This is a genomic window from Microcoleus sp. CZ3-B2 (assembly GCF_036705055.1).
GTDB lineage: Bacteria > Cyanobacteriota > Cyanobacteriia > Cyanobacteriales > Microcoleaceae > Microcoleus.
Window position 1 is genome coordinate 65,199 of sequence record NZ_JAUBTN010000018.1, and the last position, 18,707, is coordinate 83,905.

Sequence of the window (18,707 nt, forward strand, 5' to 3'; positions counted from 1 at the left end):
CTAGGAACCGCAATTGAGAAATTATTTCCTACATTTCAAAGAAAGGACTAAAGTCCTCACTAGAAACCGGGATTGAGAAATTATTTCCTACATTTCCTGCATCAACCGCAAATAATTCTGCCGCATTTGCGTCATGTTTTCCATCATTCGATTAGCCATATCTTTCTCTACATCGCTCATTTGCTGCCAAAATAAGGCCGATCGCCTCGCCATGATAGCTTCTTCCCACAAAATCTCCAAAAGTTGCGCCGCCATAGGGTTTTCAGCATCGATAATCGCGCACAATTGCTCGAAGGCTCGGTTTGCTTCGGTGTGAGTGTTGACATCCTGAACCAGGCTTAGGCATTTTTTGAGTTGTACGATCGGGTTTTCAGAAGAGTAAGCCATAATTTCACTAAGATAAGCGACAAAATTTACACTGATACCTTTGACATTACTAGAGTTTTGACACAGCCGTAGAGTTCCCTACATACCATCGCCAAGGTAAATCAATTCCTTGAGAAATCCCGATCCGCGTAGTTTGCACAAAATTTATTGTACCCTCCTCCACGGCTTGCTGAAATTGCTCGCTCCGGTGTTCCAACCGCAGCGCGTGGCCTGCATCTAAGGGAGAACCGCTGAAAGTTCGATCGATCTCCAGCACCTTACACAGTTTCCCAGGCCCGGCGGCGAGGCGCGATCGCTTTTTTTCGGGAATTCCAGCGAACCCCTTGGGAAGCACATCTAGCTGCAAAGCTCGAATCAACACACCGCTAGCAACCCCCTCTACATCCGTCACCACGTTAAAACAGTGATACATCCCGTAGATTAAGTAAACGTAGCAGATACCCGCAGGCCCGAACATCGCCTGATTGCGAGGAGTGCGCTGGCGGTAAGCGTGACAAGCAGGATCTCCCGGGGCGTAAGCTTCGGTTTCGACAATAATTCCTCGAATTTCTTCGCCATCAGGAAATTGTCGCACCAAAGCACAGCCCAGCAAATCTGGCGCTACGCCCGTAGACGGGCGCGCCAGCCAAAAATCTTCTACAATCTGAGTATTTTCGCTCACTAAATCAGGAGACACTCAATTATGGACGTTAAGTTAGTTTTAGCAGTCTTGACAGCAGTTTTCACCGTTTGCTGTTTGTTCTTCGGTACAAAAAACGGATTCTACGATAGCGACAAGTATCACGGTAACGGTTCTGCTCACTAATTTTAGGCGACTGTTAGTTGTTTAAAAAAAAACCGCTGTCTGTTATTGAGATGGCGGTTTTTTTTGATGAACCACAGAGGCCGCAGAGGACACAGAGATTGATGAGAAAACACAGAGCTCAAAGATTGACAAAAATTTCACAAATGATTGTGGGGCTGATGTTTGTTATTGAGATGGCGGTTTTTTTTTGATGAACCACAGAGGCCGCAGAGGACACAGAGATTGAGAAAACAGAGAACTCAAAGATTGACAAGTATTTCACAAATGATTGTGGGGCTGATTGCTATGTTTGCTTTGATTAAGGGTGAATGTTCCCATCGGGCATTTTAGTGCCCTGCAATTTAGTATTCTCGAAATCGGCGCATCCCGGCAGATTTAAACGAATTGTAGCTCCTCGGTCTGTTGATTTCATGTTCAAACCAACTGTGGCATTTTCTGGGTTATTCTTTTCGGGAACAGCACTGATCTTAAAATCCATATTTGCTGCTTGACCATTAGTATCAAGATTGAAACTTATGCCGCTACAGCCTAAATCTGCTCCGGTGAGGTTGGCTTTATTCAAGTTAGCATTTTTGAGGTTGGCATTCGCCAATTTTGCTCCTGATAAGTTAGCACCTTCTAGGTTGGCTCCCTGCAAGTTAAATCCTTGCAAGTCCATTGCTTTCAAGTTGACATTGCTGAGATTGCATTCGGGACACTGTTTGGTTTCGAGCAATTGCTTGACTAGGTTTTGTTGCTTAAAATCAGGTATGTATTTGGTCGCAGCTAATAAAACTGCGATCGACAATCCAACGGTAACTATATTTTTGGTTTTCATAAAAACTCATAAAAGCTGCGGCGGCTTTCTATCGCGGTTAATTATTAATACAAGAGTGCGATCGGCATCTCCAGAATTTCTACGAAAAAATTGCCTCGATATCAGACAAGCTCGGAGGTGCAATTAAACACTGCGGGAGTGATAAATCCCGCTTCTTTTCCTTCGCCAGTGCTGCTTTGGGTTTCCGGCTCGCCTCCGTCGGCTTCACTTGGATCGCTTTGTGGCCGCAAACGGATTTTTTTTTGAGCAGAGGGCGTGCATTTGCATATACCTGCGGACTGAAATCAAAGAAACTTTATTTATATCCCTGGAGTGAGCCGATCTTAGACAGATGTGAAGATGATTAAACAGAAAGGAAATACTTTACCTGCGCTGTTGGAAGTTCTCGGCAACTAATTTTGGCAAAATTGCTGCGATCGATGAATTTACTTAAAAAACCGTTGGCAGCAGCTCAGGTTTCCCAACCTAGCCAAAACACACCCTATCTGTAATCCCGATAATTCGGAGCGGCAATGAACACAATCAAACCCGAACCCAGAAGATCGCGCTTCATGGCTCTGCTGCTGACAACGCTACTGACATTTCCGCTTTTGAATGCTTGCGGTTCTAGCCAGCAAAGTTCCACCCCCCCGCCGACCGTTGACGACACTCGTGCTGGAGGAGTGCAAACTAATCGCGCCCAGACTCCTTTGCCACAAGCAAAAAAAGGCTTGAACAATGCTCAAAAAGTAGGGATTACTTTAGTAGGAGCAGCAGCTCTTTATTACCTCTACCGCCAGCACCAAAACAAGCAAGAACAGGGGCCGCAGGGAAAGTATTACCTTTCTAAAAACGGTCGCGTTTACTACCGCGATGCCCAGAATCGCGCTCACTGGGTAACGCCCCCGCCTGAAGGAATTACAGTTCCTGAGTCCGAGGCGGCGCGTTACCGCGAATTCCAGGGGTACAACAACCAAACTAGCGGCCGAGACCTCAGAAGCTTGCCGGAAGCTACAAGTCCTGTTCCGGCACAGTAGCCTCATCATTTGAGATGGTCACTGCCGCGATTTTTAATTAAATCTGGTATTCCAAATCTAAAACACCAGTTTTTCAACCCATAAAACAGAGGAATTTTATCATGGTAGACGGATTTTTCCGCAAGTTAAAAGATGCGATCGTCGGGCCAGACAGCGAGCAAGTCGATCCTGATGCCAATTATGACGATCGCGCAAATCCCGGACAGTTCGGCAACGTGCGTCCGGCCAGCGAAGACCCCTACGGCGACCCGGCCGACAACGTAGCGGATGCCGGACAGTTCGGCAACGTGCGTCCGGCCAGCGAAGACCCCTACGGCGACCCGGCCGATGAGGAAGTTGTTTGAGTTGAATTAGTTGGCTAGAAATTTTACCTGGTAAGCAACAGCACTCCTGCGGGGGTGTTTTTTTTGGCTGTTCTTTTGCTAGTTCTCAAAAACGGAGAAGGTGGGATTTGAATCAAAGCCTCGCTCTTGAATTACGAATTTCCGTCGTTCTAGCCATTTTTTGCACCCACTCTGAAAGTCCTGTTTTTGATTTGAGCGAACACTGAGCGACGTGCTGTAGGCTTAGTGCATCAGTCAAACTCAGCACTATCAGAGTAGGGAGCGAAAGATGAGCGAAAAATCTAATCCAGTCACAGCGAATACCACCGCAGACTACCTTGTTGGCTACGAGCGGATTCTAGACTACTTCCAACAAGCACAGAAAGAATGCCCCAAGGGCGTAGGACTAAAAAGAGACAGGAAAGCCAGCGGTGGTTACATAACGCTGCAATTCAAGTTAGGTAACAAGCGGGTCAACAAAACTTGTGGGTGCTACCTGACGATGCAAGGTATCACTGATGCTTTGAGGAAAGCTCATCTAGTTGCTAGCGCTTTACAATCCTTCTCTAGCGAGAGTCGATTTTTAGCCTGGTATGATGATGTTATTTTGGACAAACATGTCATCAAGAATGATTTGATAACGTTTGGTGAGGCGATAGCAAAAGTAGAGAAAGAATACTGGGAAGGACGTACTAAACGCCGTCAACAACGTGACAGGGGTAATGCTAGCCATCAAAGCTCCTGGGGATGTGTTTACGGACAATATTTTAAACTGTTACCAAGGGAGGCAATCGTAAACTCAGTAGATATTTTGTCTGTCATTCACATTAAGAAGCAAGGAACTAAATGCTTTAAGAACTGTTTGTGTGCCATGAAGAAACTAGCTGAGACTATTGGCGATACTGAGTTGTTGTGTAGACTTAAAGAAATTGACGGTACGCAAACAGAATTCCGGGAAGACCTTCAAACTTTATCAGTCGATGATTTTCTAAAGCTTCGCATTCAGGTTCTCAGTGTCTCAGATGACAAGCGCTACCATCTGGAATCACGCAAACGGTGGCTGTGGGTGTTCTCGATGCAGATGGTGTATGGCTTTCGGGTTCACGAAGTGTTTGCTATTCAGAACATCGACAAACCTTTTAAAACAAAGGATGGCGTTATTATCCCGGCACTGAGTGAGCCAAGCAACATAAAGATGATTGCTGTTGTTGGTGACAAGACATTACTCGACACGACGACCAAAACTGGCTACCGACTGTGTGTGCCGATGCTTCCCCCTACTCATCTTGACTTGATAGAGTGCTTAGAAATTAAGTCAGGTAAATTGCCTGAGATTGGCACGCTATCAAGTAATCCGAAAACAATTGCGGGACTATATAGTGACCGCGCTCAAAATATTTTAAGAAGATGGAATAAAGGTTTTACTCAAACCCACGCTTTACGCCATCTTGCTAATCTCAGCGGTCAAATGGCTGGGATGTCTCAGGAAACAAGAGCTAAAAGTTTGGGGCATTCACCACAGATGAATGAAACTGTTTACAAGCGTCGCGCTAACACTGAGACAACAATTGATTTATTAACTCAGTCTACGAAGGAAGCTATTCCTTTGGGTAGTGCGATTGGGGCACTTAAGCAGTTAGGTAGTGATGCGAAAAATGTCAAATTGCTAGCCGCTATTTACGGCATTACACCCCACGAAGTGATGGAGTTGCTTGCCGAATAATTTGAAACAAAACTTTACAGTTCCTGCGTTGACAAGGGATTGTAAGTCTGCAATCGTGAGTAACTAAGGAAGATTGATGCGCGACTGACTAGCACTTCCAATGCTAATCAAGTCACGACTTCCCCAAATCGTTGTGTTGGAACGTTTGGAGCCGAATAATTATGACATTTTCAGACGATTGTCTTTGCGGACGATCGCAACTCTTTACGTTTAAGGCGAAAGAGACAGTTACTATTGACCGCGCAACCCTTGAGCACATTTTTGCCTTGCTGAATGGGTGCAGCGCCAATTTTAAGTATTTGTGCGACAACGATATTTTTGTGTTTGCCACAAAGAACTACCTTGCCAGTCTGGACAACCCCGAAAACGGTAAAGCCCTTAATCTACTGGGCGCATGGACGGACACTTGGCCCGACGCGAGTGAGGAGCTTGCAGATGGATTAGAGGAAGCTTTGCAATCAATCAAATTCATTTTGGCCGCTAGTGCTGGGGGCGGGAATGACTAAACCTGCTGCTAGTTGTCGGCGGATTGACCAACTCAAGGCTCTGGCTTTTGCCTGTGGTTTCACCAACGAAGACGCTAAGCAGTTCGGGAAGCTTTCCAAGACTGCTACTTGGGAAGCGCTGCTAGAACTTTACCTAGTTGATAGCGAGTCGCTAGACACAGTGCTAGACATAATGCTAGACAGTGTAGACACTTTTGTAGACACCACTAGCAGCACTAGACAAAAAGCTAGACATTCACAAAACCTTGCAGGGGGCTAAGCTTAACGGCTGCGATTGCTTGTGCTTTAACTGCTGGCAATATCGCCCGCGAACTGTTAGTCAACAGGAGGAAGAGGAAAAGTGAAAACGCGGGCCGGGGGGGGAGCTGGTTTATGGCCCGCCCCCCCGGCCGTGCCTCTAGAATTTAAGGCGCCGCAGGCAACCGGACCTGAGTAATACCCGGTACACTCTTTAACAAGTAGAAAAAAAGCTTAATAGATAATGTTAGTTGAAAAATGGCAAAAAATAGATAACAAACGATTTATCATCTATTTTGATATGTTTTCTGATTACTTGATTCCTTCTTTAAGCTCCTGGGTTTATCTAGCGGGATTTTTCCGATGTTCCGCTAGCAAGCTCTGCCGAAGTTGCACAGATTCCGCCGGAACTTCGGAAAAATAGCCGCAACTTTCCGGCAAGATGTAGGATTTAAATTGGTGGGACTCTAGCCTTGAGCAATTGAGGTGCATCCGGTAGGCAGCCCAAGAAATGCTTTGACAAGAGAAAGAGTAGGCGAATCTGTCGCGGTCGATGGCGACGAATGGGTTCGGGAATCTCCCAAAGTAGGTTGCTAGGAAGGGCGGGTTAAAACCCGGTAAACAGACGGCCCGGTGATAAGCGCCGTGAGTGCATACGACCCACCAGAGGTAAGCTGGACTCTCATTTGCACGAGGTGACTGGCTTTTTATCGCAAGCAAAACGCATTCCTTTGATGCTTGATTTTGCATGGCGATACAAGCTGGTTCCATTTAAGCTTTAAATTTTTCAAAAAAGTAAACGCCAAAAAACCGCTGCCTTCTAATTGGAACCTAGGGTGCAGCAGTTTTGAGGATTCATCCACATTCAACTCGCTGTGAGCGAGCTAAATTTCGTGTACAACGATTCTACTTCGATCGGCGGTCAAGTTACAAGCAATCGCGGAAATCTTACCCGCGCAACCAAAGAAAATCAATGCCCGCACTGTGGTAAGCCCGACTGGTGCTACTTTATCGGCGAACTTTCAGTATGTAATCGCGACCAGCCACCCGCTACTGGTTGGGAAGCAACATCGAAAGCTGATAAGGATGGCAAAATTTACTATGCCCCCATCCAACAGAAAAAAAGTATTCGCCCTCGCAAGACTCGCTACTGGGAGTATTTCACCCGCGACGGCTTGCCACTGGTTCGGGTTGTTCGATTTGATAATGGTGAAGGCAAAACTGACTGGGCTCAAGAAAGCTGGGGTAAATGTAAGGCTTCTCGACAGATAGGCTGGGTAGCTGGAACTAAGGGGGTGGCGCGTGAAAATATCCCCATTTATCGTTATACCGATGTCCAGAAAGCGATCGCAAATAATGAACTGATTTTCATAGTTGAAGGGGAATCTTGCGCCGATGTACTTTGGGATTTAGGCTTGGCCGCTACCTGCAATATTGGCGGTTCCGGCAAGTGGCGAAACACTGACACAAGTGATTTAGAGGGCGCTAACGTCGTAATCTGCCCTGACCGCGATAAACCAGGCATCAAACACGCTGAGCTATTGCATCAAGAATTCCCCGGCGCGTTGTGGCTTTACCCTTTCCCTGAATCTAAAGCTTGGGAAAACTTACCCGAAAGCAAGGGGCTAGACATTGCCGACTGGGTTGAACACCACAAAATAACTGCGGACGATATCAAAGCGGCGATCGGAGACAAGAAAACTTTTGACACTCTCCGGCAGACGCAAAAAATCGTTACTCATCCAAAATTTGAAGCCCCCAATTTTTCCGACCTGGCAACCAAAATTGATGAATTGCTTGAGTTGGACTTAAGGAAGTCGCAGATTCAAATCAAGATTTCAGAGCTAGCTCAGACTTACCGATTTACTTCTGCTGAGATTTGGAAAATTTACCGCACTCGCGAACAGGAATTAGAGCAAGAATCTGATCAAGAAGATACAGCGGCCGAAGTTGCCCGCTTACTCGCCTCAAAAGCTACTAATGTCAATTTGTTTGAAATTTTGCCACAACCTTTGGCAGAGGCAATTGTAAGACTAGCTACAACTTTGAATTTAAAGCCTGAAGGCTATACGCTGGCTTTGTTTACACAGGTATCAACTCTACTGAAAGCCAGCACAACCACAATGCTTTACCCTCAAACTAACTTCAGGGTATGCCCGAATTATTTCGGTGCCCTGGTTTCAGAAAGCTCTCAAAAGAAAACTCCGGTTATTCGTGCAGTCATCATTGACCCGATGGAAGCATTAAAAGTTGTTAGTGACCAAGAGTTTGAGAAAGCTAGGCTTGCTTACGAAGAAGATTTAAATCACTGGAAGGCTGACAAGGAACCCGATAAAGGCCCGATGCCTAAGCCACCAGCTCAGAAAATTTACCATTTTACAACAGCAACAGGAGAAGGCATTGCTGCACAAGTAGGCAGGTTGCCACAACAATCTTTACTTTGGGTAGCTGACGAGCTTGCGGGTGCTTTCAAATCCGCTAACCAGTACCGAGGGGGTAAGGGTTCTGATGAAGAAAATTTACTTGAATATTGGAGCGGTGGCGGTTCTGCCGTTTTACGTGCTGCGGGCTTAGCCGTGAATGCAAGGAATGTCGGTCTTTCAATATTTGGAAATATTCAGCCAAAAGTTTTGGCAACGTTCTTGGGAGAAGGCAATGATGACAACGGCAAATTTGCCCGCTTTGATTTTGTTCAACAGCCACTAGCCGCAACAGAACTTTTTGAGGATGCGCCAAGCGTTGACCTAACTCCAATGCTAACTTCGCTGTATGGAAGGCTAGACACATTGCCTCCCCAAAAATTTGAGCTAGACAAGGCTGCTAGAAAACTTTTTATCGCTTATTACAATCAGTGCGAACGCGATCGGATAGCAAGTTCTAAGCAAGGAATGCGCTCGATGTTTGGCAAAGCTCCTGAGAAAGTCGGCAAGCTGGCAACTATACTGCACTGCATTCATGGTGCGTTTCAGAGTGTCGAGATTTCTTCAGCTATTTCTGCTGAAACTATCCGAGCTGCTATCAAATTCGTGAAATACACCACAGACCAAGCTTTGAGTTTAAATCTAGAAATTTGCGACTCAACAGCGCTGGCTCCTAGTTTGGCAAAAATTATTTCGCTAGCAGAACGCAAGGGTGGGATGGTATCAGCTCGAGATATCAGCCTATCTTTTGATTCAAAACATCGTCCCACAGGGCAGCAAATACGCGATTGGTTTCGAGAATTAGTTGTTTTGAAGTATGGCGAAGTTACATCTAAAGGGCAAAAAATCACCTTTACCCTCACTCCACACTCCACAGTATCCACACTAGACTCTAACCAAGACATAGTAAGCGCTCAGGTTATCTACAGTAACAAATTACCTTATCCACACTTATCCACATTTAACGACAAAAGTGTGGATAAGTGTGGATACACTGTGGATAACCCTATCCACACCTTTAAACCTTTACCAGATAAGACTTTAGAGCTAAGTGTGGATACTGTGGATACAAAAACACCTTCTTCCAAAAACTCAAAATCCTTAATGATGAGCTGTACTACAGAAATAGAGGTTTCTACAGCAACCACTACCAAAAATCTCAGAACCTTTGAGAAAGGCGATCGAGTTGTAATTAAAGATGTGGGCGGTATGTTCCAAGGTGTTCGCGGTGAGATTTCGGATGTCTGGCACGGTCGCGCTGGTGAGACTTACATTGTCAGATTCGACAAGCCTGTGAGGAATATTCGGCAGACAGAATGTGAAGGCTCCAACCTGATGAAGCTCTAGAATCCCTCAATTCTGGGATTTTGAGATTCTACTTGCTCTCCCAAAATCCCCGCCGATCGCCTTGTGCCAATTGGCTTAGATTTTGGGGTCGGTTCGGTGTGCCAGTTTTTTAAAATTGTGCCAATTATGCGCTAGACAAACGCTAGACAAGTTGAAACTAATTTCTAAAAACACTAGACAGCAACTAGACATAGAGCTAGTATGTGTCTAGTGGTAATTAGAAGCATTAGACATGACGGACAGAGTGCAGCTTAATTTGAGATTAGACGGACGGCGCGATTTACTGGAAACGATTAAAGAGGTAGCAGCAGCGCAGGGCTTGAGCGTTAATGCTTGGGTGGTGCGGACTTTAGAAACAGCAGCCAATTCTTCTGCAACTCCGATCACAAAATCTGAACTTCTACCCGAACCAATGCCCGCAATTCGAGATATAGAACCCGTGCTAGACATATTGCTAGACGGTAAACTAGATACACTACTAGCAGCTAAGTTTGCAGGGATTGAAGAACGCTTGGGAAAATTGAGTGCCTGAGTGATGGCAACGATGAATCACTCAGGCAGGAATTGAAAGCGGCCAACAAGCAACTTGCAGAATGGGATGCAGAACTCAATCAGTTACACGAGCGCAACGGCGATTTGGTCTTAGAAGTTCAGATGCTGAGGCAAGAACTCAAGAAAGAACGCGCCGATCGGGAAGCAAATCAAAACTCAGCTCCGACCGACGCGGATTTTCCAGAGCCGGCAGACTTGCTCAACCAGTTGAAAGCCAGACGCAAAAAGTCCGGGGCAAACTTGGCAGATATGGAAGTGGTTTTGGAGATACTTGAAACCGACAGGAGCGAAATTTGAGCGGAAAGTAGGACGATCGGCAATACAATGAACCTGAAACCCTTGCTCTGAAAAAGACATATAAAATGAGCACGGAGGGATTTGAACCCCCGACCCTCAGGACCGGAACCTGATGCTCTATCCACTGAGCTACGTGCCCTCGACTTTTGCCATCATAACACGTCTTGCCGAAAATGGCTAGTGGATCAACCAAATTCGATCGCCAGTCTCCAAACCCCTCACTCCCTAGGGAACTCGCCCACAGAGGGCGCATCAGCCAGTTATCGAAGCCAGAGACTGCAAATTTTGCCTATATCGTCAATAATTACGACAATAGGTAAAATAATATACTCTCATATAGCAAAGATTAGGTTCGCATTCGATCGCCGTTAAACATCTACCACACCTAATATAGCCCCCATGAATTCCCTCTAGCTCATCGGGGATGGCGCTGCTGTCAAGACAAACTCTGCAAGGACGCTTCTAGGCTAAGTTCACCAAACCTCTAAATCTGATGATTTCTAAAATTTTAGACAAATTACCGCTGCGAACAGTTCTGATAGTTCCATTTGTACTGCAAATCGTCGGAGCAGTGGGACTCGTAGGATATTTGTCTTTTAAAAACGGACAAAAAGCAGTTAACAACCTAGCCACTCAGTTAATGAGCGAGGTGAGTTTGCGTGTCGAGCAAAACCTGCAAGTTTACCTGAGAACTCCCCATCAAATCAATCAAAGCAAGCTCGATACAGTGAAGATCGGGTTTTTAAGAATGGATGATTTGTCAAAATGGGAGAAATATCTTTGGCGGCAAGTAAAACTATATCCCTATATCAATTTTACTGCCGTTGGCAACGAAAAGGGAGATTATCGATCCGGAGAACAACTTTCTAACGGCTCCCGAACGATGAATGCGATCGAGAAATCTACTGGAGGAAATTTTTATTCTTACAATACTAATGATACGGGCGATCGCACTACCATAGTAACAGTTATTAAGAATATTGACAGTAGACAACATTCTTCCTACAAAGTTGCCGTAAAAGAAGGCAAGCCGACATGGAGTCCGGTTTACGTTTCCTTCCTAGAGCCGACATTAATTATCAGCGCTGTCCAAGCTGTATACAGCGAAAAAAATCAGCTAGAAGGAGTATTGATTGCTGCTTTGCGTATCGACTATATAGGCAGATTTCTCAACAGTCTAAAAATTGGAAAATCGGGACAAGCCTTTATTATCGATCGCCAAGGTAATTTGTTAGCAACTTCTACCACAGAAAAACCATTTCGCACTAGCGGTAAGGAAAAAAAGATATTTAAAGTAAAAGAAAGTAGTAACCCTCTTACTCAAGCTACAGCCAAATATTTAACTACACAATTTAAACAATTAAATATTAAAAAAACGGAATTATTAAAATTTGAAATAAATGGCAAGCGACAATTTTTAAAAGTCCTGCCATTCCAAGACGGCAAAGGCTTAGACTGGCTGATTGTAGTAGTAGTTCCCGAAGCAGATTTTACCGAAGAAATCGATGCCAATACCCGTCTGACGATTTTGCTTTGTTTCGCAGCTTTAGTAGTAGCTGTATCCATTGGTATTCAAACTTCTCGCTGGGTAACAAATCCTATTTTGCGCTTAAATACAGCAGCCAAAAATATTGCTAAAGGTGAATGGGATAAAACAGTAGAAAGTCAACGATCCGACGAATTGGGGGAATTAGCCCAGTCCTTTAACAGCATGGCTCAACAACTGCAACAATCTTTTGAAACTTTAGAACAGCGAGTGCGAGAGCGGACTGCTGAATTGGCTGTAGCTAAGGACAAAGCCGAAGTAGCAAATCAAGCTAAAAGCACCTTTCTGGCTAACATGAGTCACGAATTGCGATCGCCACTCAATGCAATTCTCGGCTTTTCCCAACTGATGACTCGCAGCCAAAATCTATCCCCAGAACATCAAGAAAATATTAGCATAATTAGTAGCAGCGGAGAACACCTCCTCACCCTGATTAATAACGTACTCGATTTATCTAAAATTGAATCGGGGCGCACCACCCTCAATCCCAAAAAATTTGACCTCTATCAACTGCTAAACGACTTGGAAGATATGTTTCAGCTTAAAGCAGATGACAAGCACTTACAGCTAGTTTTCGAGCGCAGTCCCGACGTGCCGCAATATGTAGAAACTGACGAGTTGAAATTGCGGCAAATCTTAATCAATCTGCTCAACAACGCTCTAAAATTCACAAATGAAGGCGGCGTTGCGGTCAGAGTTAGCAAGCAATCATCCGACACAAATAACAAGAGAGAAGGCGAAAGCATTGATATTTCATTATCCTCAGAAAATAACGAAATTTTCGCACCTAATAGTTATGAAACCAACCAAAATAAATATTCAGAAAACCCGATTTATGCAACCACAGATAACGGTTTAGGTTCTACCTCTTCCTTATTTCTTCATTTTGAAGTCAAAGATACTGGCCTAGGTATTGAGACCAATGAATTAGACAATCTTTTTGAAGCTTTCGTGCAAACCCAATCAGGCAAAGATTCGCAAGAAGGTACAGGTTTGGGATTACCAATCAGCCGCAAATTTGTGGAATTAATGGGCGGTGAAATGAGCGTCAGTTCGGCTGTAGGGGAGGGAACTAATTTTAAGTTTGATATTCAAGTGATTGCGGTCGATGCGACTGATATTGAAAGTCAAAAGCCTACCCGCCATGTGATTGCACTCGCACCCAATCAACACCCTTATCGAATTTTAATTGTAGACGATAAACCGCTCAACCGCCAACTGTTAATCAAACTTCTTCATCCTCTAAATTTTCAACTAAAAGAAGCTACTAACGGTGAAGAAGCTATTGAGCTTTGGGACTCTTGGGAACCCCATTTAATTTGGATGGATATGAGAATGCCAGTGATGGACGGTTACGAAGCAACAAAACACATTAAAGGCACGATTAAAGGTCAAGCTACTGCTGTTATTGCGCTGACAGCGAGCGTTTTGGAGGAAGAACGGGCAGTTATTTTGTCGGCTGGCTGCGATGCTTTTATGCGGAAACCTTTCCGGGAAGCCGATATTTTTGATGCTATGCACAAACATATCGGAGTGCGCTATATTTATGAAGATCCGGGTCAAGCTAATTTATCGGCAATCCCAGAGCGCGATCGCGAAATGATTGAGGCTGATTTCGTAAAATTGCCTGAGTCGCTGGTAGCGGATTTAAAGCTCGCCATACTGAATGTAGATATGGATTTAATTGAAATATCCATCGAGCAAATTCGAGAAAAGGATACAGTAACCGCTAGTGCGATCGCCCATTGTATAGAAAATTTCGAGTACGACAAAGTTTTAAAGTTAATCTCTCAAGCAGAATCACATGAATAACAACATTCCTAGCACCGATCGCGGTAATATTTTAGTAGTTGACGACACCCCAGCTAATTTGCGGCTGCTAGCTGGAATTTTGAACGGTAAGGGCTATAAAGTCCGCCCCGTACCTAACGGTGAATTAGCGCTTTCTGCTGCAAAAGGTATGCCTCCCGATTTGATTTTGTTGGATATTATGATGCCCGAAATGAACGGGTATGAAGTTTGCGAAAAAATCAAAGCAGACGAACGCACTCGCGACATTCCGGTGATTTTTATTAGCGCGATTAATGACGTACTAGATAAAGTAAAAGCCTTTGCTGTTGGAGGGGTAGACTATATTACCAAGCCCTTTCAAATGGAAGAGGTTCTAGTCAGGGTAGAAACCCATTTAGCAATGTGCCACTTGCAAAAAAAACTCCAAGAGAAAAACGATCAACTGACAGTCACTTTAGACGAACTGCAAGCAACTCAGCATCAATTAGTTCAATCAGAAAAAATGGCCGCATTAGGGCAACTGATTGCCGGTATTGCTCACGAAATCAATACACCACTGGGCGCAATTCGATCGTCTATTGGCAATATTACCAACTTTTTGGATAACAATCTCGAAAGTTTACCAGTTTTTTTTAAAGAACTGTCAGCCGAACGCCAGCACGATTTTTTAAGTTTGATGTACAGTGCCCGCCAACAAAATTACTCTTTATCTACGCGAGAAAAACGGGAATTAAAAAGAGGCGTAAAGCAGCAACTAGACTCCGAACAAATTGATAATGCTGACAGTCTTGCTAACATTTTAGTAAATATTGGATTGCACGGAAACTTGGACAAATTCTTGCCATTGCTGAAAGATCCTAAAAGCGAAAATATCATCAAAACCGCCTACGATTTTGCTAGCATTCACAGAAGCGCCAAAACCATAGCTACCGCTACAGAACGCGCTGCTAAAGTCGTTTTTGCCCTGAAACATTATGCGCGTTACGATGTCAATGGCGAAAAAATACAGGTGAATATTACGGATGGAATTGAAACTGTATTGACTCTTTATCAAAACCAACTCAAGCAGGGTGTGGAGACAGTCAGAAACTATCAAGCTGAATTGCCTATGGTATTTTGTTATTCCGACGAGCTCAATCAAGTTTGGACAAATTTAATTCACAATGCCTTACAAGCGATGGACAATCAAGGAACTTTAACAATTGAGATCCAGCAGCAAGATACCAACGTTGTAGTAAAAATCACGGACAGTGGAAAGGGGATTACACCGGAGATTTTACCGAGAATTTTTGAGCCTTTTTTTACTACTAAACCTGCTGGAGAAGGCAGCGGGTTAGGATTGGATATCGTTGATAAAATAATTAAAAAACATCAGGGTAAAATTGATGTAAAGTCTGTGCCAGGGCAAACAGAATTTATAGTGTCTGTACCGATAAATTTAATGGAGTAGTTGACACTCCCCAGATATCTATAGGATTTATCAAAAAGGTGAGATTTTAGATTATTCGACTTATTTCGACTATGCGAGCGTACAATTTTTAGATTGAGGGATTGAGGGATTGAGCGATTGATTGGTCAATACTTCATATTTTGCTCTAACTACTATATCTGGGGCTAAAAATTGGCAGTCTACCCCGCAGAATGTAGAATTTAGACAACGATGTGCTTACAGGTCGGGGTTCACTCAGCCAGACTAAAGGAGGAAACTAGCGATGTCTAAACCAGCAATTTTGTGTGTTGACGATGAAGTAGCGGTGTTGGAAAGTCTGGAAATTGAACTGCAACAGGCATTTAACGGTAAATATCTGTGCGAATTTGCTGAAAGTGCAGCAGAAGCGTTGGAAATTATTGAAGAGCTATGTGAAAATGAGGTTAACATTCTAGTGATTGTCTCGGATTGGTTGATGCCCGGAATGAAAGGAGATGAGTTGCTGATTGCAATTCATCACAAATATCCGCAAATCGTGACAGTTATGCTAACGGGACAAGCAGATAAAGAAGCAATCGAACGCACAAAAGCTCAAGCCAATCTTCATGCTTTCATACAAAAGCCTTGGAAAAATCAAGAATTAATTGAAGCAATTAAGTCTGGTCTAGCAAATTTATGAAAAAGCCAGTCATTATTTGTGTTGATGATGAGCAGACTATACTCGATAGTCTGGAAATAGACTTGCTCAAAGCCTTTGAAGATAAATATTTAATTGAAACGGCCCAAAGTGGCGAAGAAGCTTTAGAGTTGCTATCCGAACTTTTAGCAGAACAGTATGAAGTTCCTTTGGTTATTTCCGATCATATTATGCCGAATATGAAAGGAGACGAGCTATTGAGGAGCGTTCATGCCATTTCGCCGAAAACTCTCAAAATTATGCTGACGGGGCAGGCAGATTTGGAGGCGGTAGCCAATGCTATTAACTATGCTAAGTTATACCGCTACATAGCTAAACCTTGGCAATCTGATGATTTAAAATTAACGGTCACTGAGGCGATTTATAGATATTTTCAAGACAAACAATTAGCTGAAAAGCAAATAGAACTTCAGGAGATGAATCAGGAGTTGGCCAGATTAAACCGCAAGCAGGCGATGCTGATTTCCAAACTCCACGAAAACGAAAGTCGGTTGACGCAATATCTTGAAGCCATGCCGCTGGGCGTGTGCGTGCTGGATGCTAACGGTCAATCTTTTTATGCAAATCAGAAGGCGCGGGAAGTTTTTGGTAAAGGCACGGTGCCGCATATTAATTCGGAGCAGAAAGCGGCAATTTATCAATTTTATAAAGCCGGAACTAATGAGAGATGTCCTGTGGAAGAGTTGCCAATTATGCAGGCGCTCCGGGGCGAAACAGTGCGGACTGAGGGTGTAGAAATTAGGACTGGAAATAAGATTATTCCGGTGGAGAGTTGGGCGACTCCTATTTATGATTCTATTGGCGATATTTGCTACGGGATTATTGCTTTTACTGATATTACAGAACGCAAGCAAGCTGAAACAGCGCTGGTGCAAGCTGAAGAGAAGTATCGCCAGATATTTAAAAATGCTCTTGAAGGTATTTTTCAGACTGCACCGGGGGGAAAATTGCTCAGCGCTAATCCTGCTCTGGCTCAAATTTACGGCTATGATTCCCCTGAAGAATTGATCGCAAGTGTTAATGATATTCAGCGGGAATTCTACGTGCAACCGCATCGCCGTCAAGAGTTTTTGGCGCTGATGGAAAAGTACGGTAGCGTGTCTGAGTTTGAGTCGGAAGTTTATCGCCTAGATGGTAGTGTTATCTGGATTTCTGAGGACGCACGCACTGTTTTTGATGCTAGCGGTGATGTGCTTTACTATCAAGGTTTTGCTGAGGATATTACTTTGCGAAGACTGGTAGATGTGGAACGACTCAAGTTTACAAATGATTTAGAAAAAGCTTTGGTAGCTCAAGAAAAGTTAAATGGAGCGCTGTTAGAAAGTGAAAATCGGCTGACTCAATTGCTGGAAGCAGTGCCGGTGGGTATATTTGTGATAGATAATGTCGGAAAACCTTGCTATATGAATTCTTGGGCTGAAAAAATATTTGGCAAAGGCTTGGTTTCTGATGTTGTTCCTAGCAATTTGTCGGCAGTTTATCAAATTTATTGTGCTGGAAGCAATGAGCTGTATCCGGAGGATCTCCAACCGATTGTACGGGCGCTGCGGGGGGAAGTGGTGCACGTTGACGATGCGGAAATTCACGGCCCTGAGAAGATTGTGCCGATCGAGGTTTGGGCGACTCCAATCTACGACGAACGGAAAAACATAGTTTACGCGATCGCGGTTTTTCAAGATATCACAGAGCGTCAAGAGGTAGAAACCGAGCGGCAAAAATTCACAAACGAGCTCGAAAAAGCTTTAGCAGCGGAAGAAAATTTAACAGATGCTTACGGGCGGTTTGTGCCGCACCAATTTCTCCACTTTCTGGGATATGAAAGTATTCTGGACGTAAAATTAGGCGATCAAGTACAGAAAGAAATGTCGGTGCTGTTTTCAGATATTCGCGATTTTACTACTCTTTCTGAAACTATGAATCCTGAAGAAAATTTTCAATTTATTAATGCTTATTTGTCGCGGATGGAACCAGTAATTACTGAAAATTTTGGGTTTATTGATAAATACATTGGCGATGCGATTATGGCGTTGTTTAATGGCAGTGCGGACGATGCTGTGAAAGCTGGAATTGGTATGTTAGAACAGCTTAACGAGTACAATGTCAGCCGTCATCAACCCGATCGCCCGCCGCTGCAAATTGGCATTGGCATCAATACCGGTTCTTTGATGTTAGGTACGGTTGGCGGCCAAAGTCGGATGGACAGCACGGTGATTAGCGATGCAGTAAATTTAGCTTCCCGCGTGGAAGACTTGACGAAAGAGTATGGAGTTTCGATGTTAATTACTCACAATACTTTTATACAGTTGAACGATATTTATGATTTTAGATTGATCGATCGCGTTACAGTGAAAGGTAAGTCGCAATTGGTAACAGTTTATGAAATATTCACGGGAGATCCGCCGGAGGTGCGACAAAAAAAATTAGATACAAAGACAATCTTTGAGGAAGGTTTAGTATTGTACAATAATAATAGGTTTGTCGAAGCGAGAAGATTGTTTTCGCAGTGCAAACAAATCAACCATGAGGATAAGGTAGCTAAAATTTATATGCAGCGATGTGTGAAACGGGCGATATATTCTATATAAAATTATTTAAACTTTTTGACTGCGGTGTGAGCGCTAACGTCGAAGGATTTGAGATTGAAAAAATGAGAATGAATAAAAAAAGTTGTAACAATAATAAAGAATTTTTGCAAAAAGTCTACTGATTGCGTAAGAGTTGGGAACTATATCATGTCCGGCTGAACACCATAACAAATACGGTTGCACTCATACATGATGCTAACTGTTAACTGTTAACTATTAATTTACTACT

At 43.8% G+C, this 18,707-nt stretch carries 17 protein-coding genes and 1 tRNA gene; 13 read left to right on the forward strand and 5 right to left on the reverse strand.

What is annotated here, in order from left to right:
* Window positions 1-87 precede the first annotated feature (87 nt).
* Together QUA97_RS10975 and QUA97_RS10980 are read right to left on the reverse strand one after the other, a co-directional pair.
* Window positions 88-387, reverse strand: a complete 300-nt coding sequence (locus QUA97_RS10975; protein WP_194066427.1) for a hypothetical protein — start codon at window positions 385-387, stop codon at window positions 88-90.
* A gap of 49 nt (window positions 388-436) precedes the next feature.
* Window positions 437-1,048: a DNA-3-methyladenine glycosylase gene (locus tag QUA97_RS10980; protein WP_442922506.1), complete on the reverse strand. Its 612-nt coding sequence runs from the start codon at window positions 1,046-1,048 to the stop codon at window positions 437-439.
* A gap of 21 nt (window positions 1,049-1,069) precedes the next feature.
* On the opposite strand from QUA97_RS10980, the gene QUA97_RS10985 reads away from it, so the two are divergent.
* The gene (locus QUA97_RS10985; RefSeq protein WP_096830678.1) at window positions 1,070-1,192 is read left to right on the forward strand and encodes a hypothetical protein; all 123 of its coding nucleotides are present in this window, start codon (window positions 1,070-1,072) and stop codon (window positions 1,190-1,192) included.
* 298 nt (window positions 1,193-1,490) lie between these two features.
* Here QUA97_RS10985 and QUA97_RS10990 read toward each other — a convergent pair whose 3' ends face one another.
* Entirely contained in the window at window positions 1,491-2,009 is a 519-nt protein-coding gene (locus QUA97_RS10990) for a pentapeptide repeat-containing protein (protein ID WP_333194609.1), read from the reverse strand.
* A gap of 512 nt (window positions 2,010-2,521) precedes the next feature.
* Here QUA97_RS10990 and QUA97_RS10995 point away from each other — a divergent pair.
* The 5 genes from QUA97_RS10995 to QUA97_RS11015 all read left to right on the forward strand — a co-directional run bounded on the left by QUA97_RS10995 (window position 2,522) and on the right by QUA97_RS11015 (window position 5,836).
* Window positions 2,522-3,025, forward strand: coding sequence for a hypothetical protein (locus QUA97_RS10995; protein ID WP_333194610.1), 504 nt, complete (start codon window positions 2,522-2,524; stop codon window positions 3,023-3,025).
* Window positions 3,026-3,126: 101 nt separating this feature from the next.
* A complete protein-coding gene (locus QUA97_RS11000) occupies window positions 3,127-3,369 on the forward strand; it encodes a translation initiation factor (RefSeq protein WP_194066430.1) in 243 nt (80 codons plus the stop codon).
* 268 nt (window positions 3,370-3,637) lie between these two features.
* A complete protein-coding gene (locus QUA97_RS11005) occupies window positions 3,638-5,071 on the forward strand; it encodes a hypothetical protein (RefSeq protein WP_333194611.1) in 1,434 nt (477 codons plus the stop codon).
* A 161-nt stretch (window positions 5,072-5,232) separates the two neighbouring features.
* A complete protein-coding gene (locus tag QUA97_RS11010; protein WP_333194612.1) occupies window positions 5,233-5,577 on the forward strand; it encodes a hypothetical protein in 345 nt (114 codons plus the stop codon).
* Window positions 5,570-5,836: a hypothetical protein gene (locus QUA97_RS11015; protein WP_333194613.1), complete on the forward strand. Its 267-nt coding sequence runs from the start codon at window positions 5,570-5,572 to the stop codon at window positions 5,834-5,836. Before QUA97_RS11010 ends, QUA97_RS11015 begins: the two co-directional genes overlap by 8 nt.
* A 320-nt stretch (window positions 5,837-6,156) precedes the next feature.
* Here QUA97_RS11015 and QUA97_RS11020 read toward each other — a convergent pair whose 3' ends face one another.
* Window positions 6,157-6,585, reverse strand: coding sequence for a hypothetical protein (locus QUA97_RS11020; protein ID WP_333194614.1), 429 nt, complete (start codon window positions 6,583-6,585; stop codon window positions 6,157-6,159).
* A 104-nt stretch (window positions 6,586-6,689) separates the two neighbouring features.
* Between QUA97_RS11020 and QUA97_RS11025 the strand changes: the two genes are divergently transcribed.
* The 3 genes from QUA97_RS11025 to QUA97_RS11035 all read left to right on the forward strand — a co-directional run bounded on the left by QUA97_RS11025 (window position 6,690) and on the right by QUA97_RS11035 (window position 10,430).
* Window positions 6,690-9,581: a DUF3987 domain-containing protein gene (locus QUA97_RS11025; protein ID WP_333194615.1), complete on the forward strand. Its 2,892-nt coding sequence runs from the start codon at window positions 6,690-6,692 to the stop codon at window positions 9,579-9,581.
* Window positions 9,582-9,813: 232 nt separating this feature from the next.
* A complete protein-coding gene (locus QUA97_RS11030) occupies window positions 9,814-10,113 on the forward strand; it encodes a hypothetical protein (protein WP_333194616.1) in 300 nt (99 codons plus the stop codon).
* Between the two features lie 32 nt (window positions 10,114-10,145).
* On the forward strand, window positions 10,146-10,430 hold the full coding sequence (locus tag QUA97_RS11035; RefSeq protein ID WP_333194617.1) for a flagellar alpha dynein: 285 nt from the start codon (window positions 10,146-10,148) through the stop codon (window positions 10,428-10,430).
* 66 nt (window positions 10,431-10,496) lie between these two features.
* On the opposite strand, the gene QUA97_RS11040 is transcribed toward QUA97_RS11035, so the two are convergent.
* A tRNA-Arg gene (locus tag QUA97_RS11040) sits at window positions 10,497-10,569 on the reverse strand.
* Between the two features lie 354 nt (window positions 10,570-10,923).
* On the opposite strand from QUA97_RS11040, the gene QUA97_RS11045 reads away from it, so the two are divergent.
* The 4 genes from QUA97_RS11045 to QUA97_RS11060 all read left to right on the forward strand — a co-directional run bounded on the left by QUA97_RS11045 (window position 10,924) and on the right by QUA97_RS11060 (window position 18,478).
* Window positions 10,924-13,788 (forward strand): hybrid sensor histidine kinase/response regulator, encoded by a 2,865-nt coding sequence (locus QUA97_RS11045; RefSeq protein WP_333194618.1) that lies wholly within the window; start codon window positions 10,924-10,926, stop codon window positions 13,786-13,788.
* On the forward strand, window positions 13,781-15,217 hold the full coding sequence (locus QUA97_RS11050) for a hybrid sensor histidine kinase/response regulator (RefSeq protein WP_333194619.1): 1,437 nt from the start codon (window positions 13,781-13,783) through the stop codon (window positions 15,215-15,217). The genes QUA97_RS11045 and QUA97_RS11050 overlap by 8 nt, the downstream gene beginning before the upstream one ends.
* 262 nt (window positions 15,218-15,479) lie before the next feature.
* Entirely contained in the window at window positions 15,480-15,875 is a 396-nt protein-coding gene (locus QUA97_RS11055; protein ID WP_194008229.1) for a response regulator, read from the forward strand.
* The gene (locus QUA97_RS11060; protein WP_194066433.1) at window positions 15,872-18,478 is read left to right on the forward strand and encodes a PAS domain S-box protein; all 2,607 of its coding nucleotides are present in this window, start codon (window positions 15,872-15,874) and stop codon (window positions 18,476-18,478) included. The genes QUA97_RS11055 and QUA97_RS11060 overlap by 4 nt, the downstream gene beginning before the upstream one ends.
* The last annotated feature ends 229 nt before the right edge of the window (window positions 18,479-18,707 follow it).

Excerpts from the sequence above, each read along its gene's own strand:
- QUA97_RS11060 (WP_194066433.1), top strand. The coding sequence starts at position 15,872 with ATGAAAAAGCCAGTCATTATTTGTGTTGATGATGAGCAGACTATACTC.
- QUA97_RS11055 (WP_194008229.1), top strand. The coding sequence starts at position 15,480 with ATGTCTAAACCAGCAATTTTGTGTGTTGACGATGAAGTAGCGGTGTTG.
- QUA97_RS11015 (WP_333194613.1), top strand. The coding sequence starts at position 5,570 with ATGACTAAACCTGCTGCTAGTTGTCGGCGGATTGACCAACTCAAGGCT.
- QUA97_RS10995 (WP_333194610.1), top strand. The coding sequence starts at position 2,522 with ATGAACACAATCAAACCCGAACCCAGAAGATCGCGCTTCATGGCTCTG.
- QUA97_RS10975 (WP_194066427.1), bottom strand. The coding sequence starts at position 387 with ATGGCTTACTCTTCTGAAAACCCGATCGTACAACTCAAAAAATGCCTA.
- QUA97_RS11030 (WP_333194616.1), top strand. The coding sequence starts at position 9,814 with ATGACGGACAGAGTGCAGCTTAATTTGAGATTAGACGGACGGCGCGAT.
- QUA97_RS11010 (WP_333194612.1), top strand. The coding sequence starts at position 5,233 with ATGACATTTTCAGACGATTGTCTTTGCGGACGATCGCAACTCTTTACG.
- QUA97_RS10985 (WP_096830678.1), top strand. The coding sequence starts at position 1,070 with ATGGACGTTAAGTTAGTTTTAGCAGTCTTGACAGCAGTTTTCACCGTT.
- QUA97_RS11000 (WP_194066430.1), top strand. The coding sequence starts at position 3,127 with ATGGTAGACGGATTTTTCCGCAAGTTAAAAGATGCGATCGTCGGGCCA.
- QUA97_RS11050 (WP_333194619.1), top strand. The coding sequence starts at position 13,781 with ATGAATAACAACATTCCTAGCACCGATCGCGGTAATATTTTAGTAGTT.
- QUA97_RS11005 (WP_333194611.1), top strand. The coding sequence starts at position 3,638 with ATGAGCGAAAAATCTAATCCAGTCACAGCGAATACCACCGCAGACTAC.
- QUA97_RS11045 (WP_333194618.1), top strand. The coding sequence starts at position 10,924 with ATGATTTCTAAAATTTTAGACAAATTACCGCTGCGAACAGTTCTGATA.
- QUA97_RS11020 (WP_333194614.1), bottom strand. The coding sequence starts at position 6,585 with ATGGAACCAGCTTGTATCGCCATGCAAAATCAAGCATCAAAGGAATGC.
- QUA97_RS10990 (WP_333194609.1), bottom strand. The coding sequence starts at position 2,009 with ATGAAAACCAAAAATATAGTTACCGTTGGATTGTCGATCGCAGTTTTA.